The following is a 10,915-nucleotide window of genomic DNA, read 5'->3' as shown; positions in this document are numbered from 1 at the left end:
CATCACTTGCTCTTCGAAACCCGACGTGTGGGTCATGATGTTCCGAAGGGTGACCGGCTTGCCGTTGCGCGGCGGAATCTTGAAATCGAGGTATTTGTTGACGTCCTCGTCGAGGTTGAGCTTGCCCTGCTCGACGAGCTGCATGACGGCGGTCCAGGTGAACAGCTTGGAGATCGAGCCGGGGCGGAAGAGCGTCGTGTGAGGATCGACCGGCGTACGCTTTTCCACATTGGAAAATCCGTAGCCGCGACTGGTGAGGATCTGCCCGTCCTTGACGACGACCACGACCGCTCCCGGAATGTCGCTCTTCCCGATCGAGATCGGCATGTAGCCGTCGAGCCAGGCGTTGACGTTCTCGGCCGTGAGCGGCTGGGCTCCTAAGGCAGGATTGGCGGGAGGCGTATCGACCTTTGGAGAATTGACAGGCGCCGGCTTGGGTACGAGCGTTGGCTGAACGGTCTGGGCGGAAGCGCCAGACAAGACAGCAGCCCCAAGAATCGCAGCAACGAATGCAGCCGCTTTACGCATTTTCCTCTCCCCTTTTCAGCGATTTGCCCAAAGGAGCGAAATCACCTTATCATGCCAACCTGTCTCGAATGAGGTCATAATGAGCCTGATTGGAAAAATGTCAAACTCATTACGGAGGCGGCAGCATTGAGCCAGCGCCCTACTCTCGGCCGCATTCTGAAAGAGCTGAGAGCCCACAGGAATTGGACGCTGCGCGAGATGAGCGAGCGCAGCGGCATACCTGTTTCGACCCTGTCCAAGGTCGAAAACGATCGCCTCACTTTGACCTACGACAAGCTCGCCCAGCTCAGTCACCGGCTGCAAATTCCGATCTCGGAGCTATTCGCGGAGACGGAGTCGGTTGAGGCGGTGACTGCCCGCCGGAGCATCGGGAAGCTGGAGGACGCCATCCGCGTCACCACTCCCAATTACGACTACTACTACTTGTGCACCGAGCTTCGTAGGAAGCGGATGATCCCCATCCTCACCCGCATCCGGGCCAAGTCCCTGAGCGAGTTCGGTGAACTCGTTTCACACTCGGGCGAGGAATATATCCACGTCCTGGAAGGCACGATCGTCGTCCACTCCGAATTCTACGATCCGGTCACGCTGAAGGCCGGCGAGGCGATCTACATCGATTCGAAGATGGGCCACGCTTACGTCGCCGCCGAGGACTGTGACGAAGCGCTGGTGCTGGGCGTTTGCTCCAGCGACGACGACGCGCTGATGAACTCGCTGATGCAGATGCACGAGCCGCTCCCCGGACATTCGGATTTCGCAGCGGATGAGGGCCCAGCGCGGGTGCGCTCGCTTCGGCGGCCCGCAGCCTAGCTATTCGGTGAGACAGTCGCGCTTCGTTCCGTCCGCGATGGCGCGCGCTTTTGCATTTTGAGCCGACGATGGTTCAACGACGCCGATGATGCACGGCGTCGGTGAGAGGCGGACGACGGCCAGGCGGCTAATTTGCGGCCGGCCTTCCTCCTCCTGATCCACGCCCATTCGTACGATGAGCGTGTCCGGCGCCTTCGTGCTGGGCCCGCGCCACTCCACCGGCGCACCCAAGAGATTGTTGAAAGCTCCATGCGCGACGACCTCTGACAAATGGAGGTCAGTTTTCCGGCCCGACTTGTCGATCAATTCGAGGCCCTGTCGAAGATCGCTCTCGTACCATTCGATCCGCCATCCCGGGTAACCGGGGCAAGCACCCGCCAATAGGGACCTTCATCAGGATTTTCCTCGATGGTTCGGCAGAGGTCCATGCGAAGGTCCGTGAATTTGCTTTGCCTGGCCATGGTCTTTGCAGGCGGTCTCGGCGAAGGGACGGGCACCGTGGCAACGGTTCGATTCTGTATCGGCGGTTCGGTTTGCTCACTGCCGTTGCCGCAAGCGCCAAGCGCCATGACCAGCAATAGCCGAAGATCAATCATCCTCGTCTTCATAACCGACGAGGTTCAATTCGCGCGCCTTGATTTGATGCAGCATGCACCAGTGTTTGAGCGCTTCCTCGCGGCCGTGGGTGATCCAGACCTCGCGCGGCTTTAGCTCGCGGATGGTGCAGGTGAGTTCGTCCCAGTCGGCATGGTCGGAGATGACCAGCGGCAGTTCGATATTCGACTGCCGAGCACGCTGGCGGATGCGCATCCAGCCGGAGGCCATCGCCGTCACCGGATCGGGCAGCCGCCTCGACCAACGGTCGTTGAGTGCCGAGGGAGGTGCCATGACGATATGGCCGGCCATCTCTTCCTTCTTGGCGCCTGCAGTATGCCGCATTTCACCGAGCGACACGCCGAGCTCCTCGTAGAGATTGCACAGCCGCTCGACTGCGCCGTGATAGTAGATCGGCTGCTCGTGCCCTCGCCGACGAAGCTCGGTTATCACCCGCTGCGCCTTGCCGAGCGCATAGGCCCCGACCAGCACCGACCGCGATGGATCGGAATGCAGTCGGTGAAGCAGTCGGTCGATCTCGCTGCCTGTGTCGGGATGGCGGAAGACGGGGAGCCCGAACGTCGCTTCGGTGATGAAGATGTCGCACGGCACCGGCTCGAACGGAGCGCAGGTCGGATCCTCGCGGCGCTTGTAGTCGCCGGACACGACGATCCGCTCCCCGCGTGCTCGAGCACGATCTGGGCCGATCCCAGCACGTGACCGGCCGGCACGAACCGAACATCGACTTCACCAACGCGGAAGCCTTCTCCGTACGCGACCGGATTGCCGTTCTGCTCGCCGTAGCGGACGCCCATGATCGCCAGCGTCTCCGGCGTCGCCCACACCTCGCTGTGCCCTCCCGCGCGTGATCGGCATGACCGTGGGTGACGAGCGCGCGCTCCTTCGGCTGCGAAGGATCGATCCACGCGTCCGCGGGCCGCACGTAAATGCCCTCGTCAAAAGGCTCTATCCAGGAACCGAGGCGTGCCATCGAGAGCTATATAGGCTGAAAGACGGGAGAGTTCCCGGTCGCGGAGGAAGCTAGATGGACGAAACGCTGCTTGGATTGATGGAGATCGTCGGCCCGATCATCCTGTTGGTGATTCTGGTCTGGGTGGTATTGCGCAACCGGCGCGCCAAGGGCGAAGCGCCGATGAGCGTGACCGAACAGGCGACGCGCGACGAATATGCCGATGAAGAGCGGCGCCGCCGCGAGGGGACTGACGACCGCTGAGCAACGAACCGGATCTCCCACTCGTCATCCGGAACTGGTTTGCCGAGCGCGGTTGGGAGCCGCGCCGGCACCAGATGGACATGCTGCGGCGCGCGCGCGCGGGGAAGAATGCGCTGCTGGTCGCAGCAACCGGATCGGGCAAGACGCTCGCGGGGTTCCTGCCGACGATTGCAGAATTGGCGGAGCAGCCAAGCGAGGGGCTGCACACCCTCTACATTTCGCCGCTGAAGGCGCTGGCGGTCGACGTTCAGCGCAACCTCCTCGGCCCGATCGAGGAGATTGGGCTGCCAATCCGCGTCGAGACGCGGACCGGTGATACGCCGTCGGATCGCAAGGCGCGCCAGCGGGTCAGGCCGCCGCAGATCCTGCTGACGACGCCGGAATCTCTGAGTCTGCTGCTGAGCTATCCGGACAGTTTCACGATCTTCGAGAATCTGAAGACGATCGTCATCGACGAGCTTCACGGCTTCGCGAAGGACAAGCGCGGCGATTTGCTGTCGCTGTCGATGGCGCGGCTCAACAAGATCGCGCCCAACCTCCGGCGCGTCGGCCTGTCAGCGACGATCAGCGATCCCGACGCCTACCGAAGCTGGCTCGCGCCCGATGCGGACATGGAATTGGTCGAAGTCGTTCAGGGAGACCCCGGCGCCGAACCGCATCTCTCGATCCTGATTCCCGAAGGCCGCATCCCGTGGGGCGGGCATTCCGGCCGCCACGCCGTCCGCGAGATCATGGACCTGATCGAACGGCACAAAACGACGCTCGTTTTCTGCAACACGCGCGGGCTGGCGGAATTGATCTTCCAGGACCTGTGGACCGCCAACGACAAGGGCCTGCCGATCGGCATCCACCACGGCAGCCTCGCGCAGGAGGCGCGCCGGAAGGTCGAGGCAGCGATGGCGGCGGGCAAGCTGCGCGGGCTCGTTGCGACGGCCAGCCTCGATCTCGGCATCGACTGGGGCGACGTCGATCTGGTCGTTCAGATGGGTGCGCCCAAGGGCTCCTCACGCCTCCTGCAGCGTATCGGCCGCGCCAACCACCGGCTCGACGAGCCGAGCGAAGGCGAAGTCGTCCCCGGCAACCGCTTCGAATATCTGGAGGCGCGGGCCGCGCTGGACGCCATCGACGACGGCGAACTCGATCCCGAGAACTTCCGCCCTGGCACGCTCGACGTCCTCGCCCAGCATATCCTCGGCGTCGCCTGCGCGGCGCCATTCGAGGAGCAGGAGTTGCTCCGGGAAATCCGCTCGTCAGCGTCCTACGCGGGCCTGAAGGACGAGACCTTCACCGAGGTCCTCAACTTCATCGCGACCGGCGGCTACGCGCTCAAGGCCTACGACCGCTTCCGCCGCCTCGTGCCCGAAGGCGACGGGCGCTGGCGCATCGCTCGGCCGCAGATCGCCGGCCAGCATCGCCTCAACGCCGGCGTCATCGTCGAGCAGCCGCTACTCACGGTTCGCTTTCGCAACGGCCGCAAGCTCGGCACCATCGAGGAAGGCTATGCCTCAACCCTCGCGCCCGGGGATCATTTCTTCTTCGCCGGCCTCAGCCTCGAGGTGGAGCAGTTCAAGGACGCGGACATTATCGTCCATGCCTCGAAAGAGTCAGGCCGCATCGTCACCTACGGCGGGCAGCGCATGTCGATGTCGACGCACCTCGCCAACCGCGTCCGCCATATGCTCGCCGACCGCAACGACTGGCACCGCTTTCCCGATGACGTCCGCGAATGGCTTGAAGTGCAGGATCGCAAGTCGGTCATCCCGGAACCACAGCAATTGCTCGTCGAGACGTTCGAGCATGAGAAACTGCACTACATGGTCGCCTACAGCTTCGAAGGCTGGAACGCGCATCAGTCCTTGGGAATGCTCATCACGCGACGAATGGAGAGCAAGGGCCTGAAGCCCCTCGGCTTCGTCGCGAACGATTACGCTCTTGCATGCTACGGGCTAGAGCCAATCAGCGACCCGCAGACGCTCTTCTCACCCGATATTTTGGAGCAAGAGTTCGTCGACTGGGTCGAACAAAGCCTGCTGCTCAAAAACGCCTTCCGCGAGGTCGCGGTCATCGGCGGTCTCGTCGAGCGCCATCATCCTGGCAAGAAGAAGTCGGGACGGCAGGTCAGCTTCTCGACGGACCTAATCTACGACGTTCTCCGCCGCTATGAGCCCGGCCACCTCCTGCTTCGTGCAGCCTGGGACGACGCCCGCGCGCGTATGACCGAGCTTGGGCGCCTCGTCCGCCTGGTCGATCGAGCATCCGCGACCATGCTGCACGTCGATACCGGCCGCATCACGCCGATGGCGATCCCGCTCATGGTCATTATCGGTCGCGAATCCCTGCCGCCTGGGGCTGAGGCCGATACCAGCCTGCTGATCCACGCGCAGGAGCTTGCCGACGAGGCCATGCGGATTGGTTAGCGGGCATCAAACGTTCTGAACGTCGCACGACGAACCGCCTCATCGTTCGTTCATCAAGCGTAATGAAATCTTGGACCGCCAATTCAGGGAGGCCGGAGATGTCGCGATTTGTCGCCGGAGCGCTGATGCTCACGCTGATCACGGGCACAGCCATCGCTCAACAAAGCGTGGAACGCACCCGCATGTTCGAGCGGTTTCAGGAACGTTCGGCCGAGCGGTCCGCCAAAGTCGCCGATCCAAACGCCACGCCTATCACCGCCCCGGCGACTATCGCTTTACTTTCGACCACGGCGGACTGCGCCGCGAGTATCTCGTCCATGTTCCCCGAAGCTACGATCCCAAGCGCCCGGCGCCGATGCTGGTGGCGCTGCATGGCGGCGGCGGAGACGCGGACTATCAGGCGAGCGACGACAAGTACCGCCTCATCTCGAAGTCAGAGCAAGCCGGCTTCATCGCCGTCTTCCCCAATGGCTACAGCCGCTTTCGAAGCAGGGTGCTGGCGACATGGAATGCGGGCTCATGCTGTGCCGCGGCGGTACGCAACAAGGTCGACGACGTCGGTTTCCTTCGCGAAGTGATCCGGCGCGTCGAGCGGCAAGCCAGGGTCGACAGCAGCCGCGTCTTCATGACGGGCATGTCGAATGGCGCAATGATGTCCTATCGCATGGCCTGCGAAGCATCCGATATCGTCCGCGCAATTGCGCCGGTCGCGGGCACCGACAACACGTCAAACTGCAAGCCGGCCAAGCCCGTCCCCGTCATCCACTTTCACGCCGTCAACGACGAAATGGTCAACTTCAACGGCGGCCCAGGACCGAATTCGTTCACCCAGGTCGACTTCACCTCTGTCCCGTCCACACTCGCAAAGTGGGTTGCGCTTAATCGCGCCACTCCGGAGGCCCGCCGTGTGGTGAGCGTCAGCGGCGCCCACTGCGACCTTCATCCTGCGATGCCCGGCGGCGCGCCGGTCCAGCTTTGCGTCACCGAATCGGGCGGCCACAGTTGGCCCGGCGGGGCAACCAGCAGGGCCGCAAGCAGCCGTCGATGGCGATCAACGCCAACGACCTGATGTGGAGCTTCTTTTCGTCGCTTTGAGGTTGCCACACCCGTGTCCGACCGCGAGAAACAGATCATGCGTAACCCTGTCCTGTTCGTCGCGTTCGTCCCGCTCCTGTCCGGATGCGTTGTCGGCACCGTTGCCAAGACGGCCGTCGATGTTGTCACCCTGCCCGTGAAGGTCGCCTCGGCCGGGGTCGATGCCGCGACGACCAGCCAGTCCGAAGCCGATGAGAAGCGCGGCCGCGAGCTTCGCAAGCAGGACGAGGAGCGCGGCAAGCAGGCACGCGCCATGGCCGAGCGATGCCGCAAGGGCCGGCCGCTTCCGACCGACACTTGCGGCGTTCAGCCGAACTAGTTCCTGGCCTTCGCCATGGCGGCAAGGTCGTAGAGATAATCGACGTAGAACATCGCCGACTCATCGAGCCCGCGACTTTCGGATTGGCGCTGTCGATCAGATACCACTCGTTCGGCGCATGGGCTCCGCCGCCCGTACCTAGCCCGAAGCCGTCCGCTGCAAGCTTCAGCGGCGGGCCGGTGAAGGTCACGCCCGGCCATGATCCGGCCGTGCGCGGGTTGAGCGCATATTCGACCCCAACCTTCTTGAGCGCCGCGATTTGCGAGCGGACCAGCAGGCTGTTCTCATCCGTCTCGGTCGGGCTGTAGCCGCCGCTGACATTGACGATGATGTCGGAGAAGCCGCGCTTCGCAAGGTGCGCTTTCAGCTTCGCCTCCGCTTCCTCGCGCGTCATGTCAGGAACCAGCCGCAAGTCCAGCTTGGCCTCGGCACGGCCCGGCAAGACTGTCTTTCCACCCGGCCCGTATAGCCGCTGACCAGGCCTTCGATATTCACGGTCGGTTGCGCCGCGAGGCGACGCGAAGCCGTCGCGTAATCCTCGTCCTTGTACCAATGCTTGACGCCAAGCTGCTTCTTCACGTCGGCTTCGTTGGAATTGGCCGTGCCTTGGTCGATCAGCTCGATTTGCCGTGGGGTCAGCGGCTTCACATTCTCGAACCAGCCGTCAATTGCGGGCGTCTGGCCGTCTTCCGAAACCAGTGTGTTGAGCGCTTTCACAAGCCGCCAGGCCGGGCTGTCGACGATGGCCTTAAGGCTCGAATGAACGTCCTTAGCGGGCCCCTTCCCCAATTCTCGCCGCTGGAAATCAGCTGGACCTCGATCACACCCTTGGCGCCAAGATCGATGGACGTCGCGCCATTGCTCTCCTGACCGGCGCCGGGGATGATCACGCCGATAGTCTTTTCGAGCGCGGCAGCCGCTTCCGGGTCTGAGACGAGCTGCTTGAAGTGGGGAGAAGCGATTTCCTCTTCTCCCTCGGCCACCAGGACGAGGTTCACCGGCAGCTTGCGCCCAGTCGCCTTGAACGCATGGAGCGCGGCGAGGAACGCCACTTCCGGCCCTTTCTGATTGACGGCCCCGCGCCCGACGATCGCCTTGCCCTCCGGCCGATCGACCAGCTGGCCTGCAAGCGGCGGGGACGACCATTCCGAGTCCACGTACTGCTTCACGTCGTACATGAAGTAGATGCCAAGCGTCGTCGGCGCGCCCGCGTCCAAGGTCGCGAAAACGCCGGGTACGCCGCTCGTATGGACGACCTTCGCTTTCTGGAATCCGGCATCAAGCAACATCTGCCGCATGTGCTCCGCGCCCTGCGGCGTGTTGCGGTTCTCGGCGGCGATGGTCGGCAGCGCGATCCAGTCCTGCAACCTTTTGAGGTTCGCATCGTGGCTGGACTTGACCGACGCCGCTAGCTGCGCCCGATTCGGCGTTTCAGCGGCGGCGGGCGCGGTCGTCGCAAGCAAGGCAGCGACAAAGGCAGTCGAAAAACCCAGGCGCATCGAATCTCTCCCCCATTTTCTGATCGGAGAATTGCCGCAGAATTCCCGCCTGTCCAGCATTGGCCAAGCGGCGCCGCTTCCGGTACCGAGTTCGCGTGCGCTACTTCCTAGACACCGAATACAACGGCCTCGGCGGCGGCCTTCTCAGCCTCGCCCTCGTTCCCGATGATGGCGAAGAGCTGTATCTGACGTTCCGGCTGGATGAGCCGATCGTCGAATGGGTCCAGCGTCACGTCATTCCCTATCTGGACACCGTGCCTGAGCAGCTGTCCTGCCCCCGGCTCAGTCGTCCCGATGCAGCTCACGCGCTGGAGCGCTATCTTCGTCACGATCCCGAGCCCATCATCCATGCCGACTGGCCGGAGGATATCGCCCATTTCTGCAACCTGCTGATCACCGGCGAGGGTAAGATGATCGACCTCCGGCATCTGTCCTTCCGCCTGCTGCCGCTCAGCAATTTCAGCACGGCTGCGAACAGCAAGGTGCCGCATAACGCCCTTCACGACGCGCGTTCGCTTCGTGACCATATTTTGGGACTTGAGCCCTAGCGCCGCTCGTTTAAGCCAGAGCGATGGTTCCCTTTTCGTTCGCAGGCGAAACTTTCGTTGCGTCGCCCGAAGGCGCGCTCTTCTGGCCCGCCCGCGAAGCGTTGCTGGTCGCCGACCTGCATCTCGAAAAGGCGAGCTGGTATGCGCGGCTGGGACAGTTCCTGCCTCCGTATGACTCGGTTGCAACTCTCTCCGCCTTGACCGACCTGGTCCGCACCTCCGGCATCCGGCGACTCTATTGCCTTGGCGACAGCTTCCACGACCGCTTCGGCTGCGACCGCCTTCCCGAACAAGCGCGTGAAATGCTCCTGGCGCTGACGTCCACGCTCGAATGGACGTGGATCCTCGGCAACCACGACCCGGGATTTGCGGATCACTGCGGCGGGGTGCTGATTGAAGAAGCGCAGATTGGCAGAATCATTCTCCGCCACGAGGCCGACCGCGCCGACAGCCGTCCGGAAATCTCCGGCCACTATCATCCCAAGTATCGGGTGAACGTCCGCGGCCGCCGCGTATCCCGCCGCTGCTTCGTCGCCTCCAACACGAAGCTGATCCTTCCGGCTTTCGGCTCGCTGACTGGCGGCCTCGACGCCTCGCACCCCGAAATCCTCAAGCAGGTCGGACCGTCCGCATCGGCCCTCGTCCCACTCGACGACCGGATCTTGAGGTTCCCGATCGCGGCCTGACGCCTGTTAATCTGGATCAGTGTAGATGTAACAATAGGCGCGTAAAATCGCCCTCATGGAAACGCGCGAACACTATCTGCAGCGCAGGGCCAGAGAAGAAGACGAGGCCGCCGGCCGCGCTTCTTGCGCGAAGGCCCGCGAACTGCATGAAGAACTGGCCGCGCGTTATCGCGTCGCTGCCGATGCTCCGGGGAATCCCGCAGTCCCGAGACCGTCTCTTCCACCTTCCCCGAAGATTTTCGTATCCTCGAGTAGGCGCGCTGCCGATCGCGCCGGCATCAGGAAATCTTCGGATAGGCGCGCCCTGATCCACCCCTAATTTGCGCGCCATGCTGGATGGGTTCGTCGATTTCGTTTTGGAGAAAGTGCCGCTGTGGGGCGTGGCGATCCTTCTCATCCTATTGTGCCTCGCCGCCCGCCGAGCGGGCGTCTGGGTTCGCCAGCGTTTTCATCCCCAGTCTCCGGCCCCTCCGGAATCGGCCGGCTCCGATCCCAGCGACTATATCGTCGGCGCCATCTTCGGCCTGCTGGCTTTCATGATGGGCTTCACCTTCGCCATGGCGATGGATCGCTACAGCGATCGCCGGACCGCGGTCCGGGAAGAGGCCGATGCCCTGCGAACGACCTATCTAACCGCGAGCGTCCTCGATCAGCCCTCCGCCTCGCGGACCCAATACGCTGTCCGCCAATATGCGCACAGCCGGATCGCTCCGGAGGGACTGTGGAACGACCGCACCGAAGCCGCGCTCAATGAAAGCCACGCGCTCGGCCTCCGGGCCTGGCAGGAAATTCGGGCCGCGATCCTGCCGATCCGTGACACCGATTTGGCAACGTATCTAGTCGAAACAACGAACGAGGCGATCAGCCAGGGTCGGCATCGCGAAATCCTCGGCCGCACGCACCTGCCCGTACTGATCCTCGACCTGCTGCTCGTTTACACGATCGTCGCGGCAGGCGTGCTCGGCTACATCGTCGGGCCGGAGCGACGTGGGGCCCGCCACGCCAGCACGGCACTCTTGGTGCTCTACACAGCCGCGCTGATCGTTATCATCGACCTCGACCGTCCTCAGGAAGGCATGATCAAGATCTCGCAGCAGCCGATCCTGGATGTCGTCGGCATAATGGATGCGGATCGCGACGGCAGTCTTTCACGCCCTCCACCAGCACCGCCCAATTAGGGCGGCA

At 63.2% G+C, this 10,915-nt stretch carries 10 protein-coding genes and 2 pseudogenes; 8 read left to right on the top strand and 4 right to left on the bottom strand.

The genetic code is table 11. From position 1 onward, the window contains the following. Positions 1–45: 45 nt before the first annotated feature. Positions 46–327, bottom strand: a pseudogene (locus tag H9L15_RS18775) (serine hydrolase domain-containing protein); the annotation flags it as partial. Between the two features lie 399 nt (positions 328–726). Between H9L15_RS18775 and H9L15_RS08310 the strand changes: the two are divergent. After that, positions 727–1,338, top strand: coding sequence for a helix-turn-helix domain-containing protein (locus tag H9L15_RS08310; RefSeq protein WP_262984969.1), 612 nt, complete (start codon positions 727–729; stop codon positions 1,336–1,338). Here H9L15_RS08310 and H9L15_RS08305 read toward each other — a convergent pair whose 3' ends face one another. Beyond that, on the bottom strand, positions 1,339–1,719 hold the full coding sequence (locus tag H9L15_RS08305; RefSeq protein ID WP_187713772.1) for a hypothetical protein: 381 nt from the start codon (positions 1,717–1,719) through the stop codon (positions 1,339–1,341). A 207-nt stretch (positions 1,720–1,926) separates the two neighbouring features. Further along, positions 1,927–2,923: pseudogene (locus H9L15_RS08300) on the bottom strand (ligase-associated DNA damage response exonuclease). A gap of 54 nt (positions 2,924–2,977) precedes the next feature. On the opposite strand from H9L15_RS08300, the gene H9L15_RS08295 reads away from it, so the two are divergent. The 4 genes from H9L15_RS08295 to H9L15_RS08280 all read left to right on the top strand — a co-directional run bounded on the left by H9L15_RS08295 (position 2,978) and on the right by H9L15_RS08280 (position 6,997). After that, complete coding sequence (locus tag H9L15_RS08295) at positions 2,978–3,166, top strand: hypothetical protein (RefSeq protein WP_187713771.1); 189 nt, start codon at positions 2,978–2,980, stop codon at positions 3,164–3,166. A 74-nt stretch (positions 3,167–3,240) separates the two neighbouring features. After that, on the top strand, positions 3,241–5,583 hold the full coding sequence (locus H9L15_RS08290) for a ligase-associated DNA damage response DEXH box helicase (RefSeq protein WP_398285961.1): 2,343 nt from the start codon (positions 3,241–3,243) through the stop codon (positions 5,581–5,583). A gap of 355 nt (positions 5,584–5,938) precedes the next feature. Further along, positions 5,939–6,652, top strand: coding sequence for an alpha/beta hydrolase family esterase (locus tag H9L15_RS08285; protein ID WP_262984749.1), 714 nt, complete (start codon positions 5,939–5,941; stop codon positions 6,650–6,652). 63 nt (positions 6,653–6,715) lie between these two features. Continuing rightward, the gene (locus H9L15_RS08280) at positions 6,716–6,997 is read left to right on the top strand and encodes a hypothetical protein (protein ID WP_187713769.1); all 282 of its coding nucleotides are present in this window, start codon (positions 6,716–6,718) and stop codon (positions 6,995–6,997) included. Positions 6,998–7,710: 713 nt separating this feature from the next. Here H9L15_RS08280 and H9L15_RS17390 read toward each other — a convergent pair. After that, on the bottom strand, positions 7,711–8,496 hold the full coding sequence (locus tag H9L15_RS17390) for a M20/M25/M40 family metallo-hydrolase (protein WP_223276104.1): 786 nt from the start codon (positions 8,494–8,496) through the stop codon (positions 7,711–7,713). Positions 8,497–8,591: 95 nt separating this feature from the next. On the opposite strand from H9L15_RS17390, the gene H9L15_RS08270 reads away from it, so the two are divergent. From H9L15_RS08270 to H9L15_RS08260, 3 genes are all read left to right on the top strand, one after another. Beyond that, positions 8,592–9,044 (top strand): hypothetical protein, encoded by a 453-nt coding sequence (locus H9L15_RS08270; RefSeq protein ID WP_187713768.1) that lies wholly within the window; start codon positions 8,592–8,594, stop codon positions 9,042–9,044. A 23-nt stretch (positions 9,045–9,067) separates the two neighbouring features. Further along, positions 9,068–9,730, top strand: coding sequence for a ligase-associated DNA damage response endonuclease PdeM (gene pdeM, locus H9L15_RS08265; RefSeq protein WP_187713767.1), 663 nt, complete (start codon positions 9,068–9,070; stop codon positions 9,728–9,730). A gap of 329 nt (positions 9,731–10,059) precedes the next feature. Continuing rightward, the gene (locus H9L15_RS08260) at positions 10,060–10,908 is read left to right on the top strand and encodes a bestrophin-like domain (protein WP_187713766.1); all 849 of its coding nucleotides are present in this window, start codon (positions 10,060–10,062) and stop codon (positions 10,906–10,908) included. Positions 10,909–10,915 lie beyond the last annotated feature (7 nt).

The sequence above is a fragment of the Sphingomonas daechungensis genome, assembly GCF_014489495.1.
GTDB lineage: Bacteria > Pseudomonadota > Alphaproteobacteria > Sphingomonadales > Sphingomonadaceae > Sphingomicrobium > Sphingomicrobium daechungense.
The sequence above is the reverse complement of the archived record's forward strand: the minus strand, read 5'-3'. Positions and strand labels throughout refer to the sequence as shown.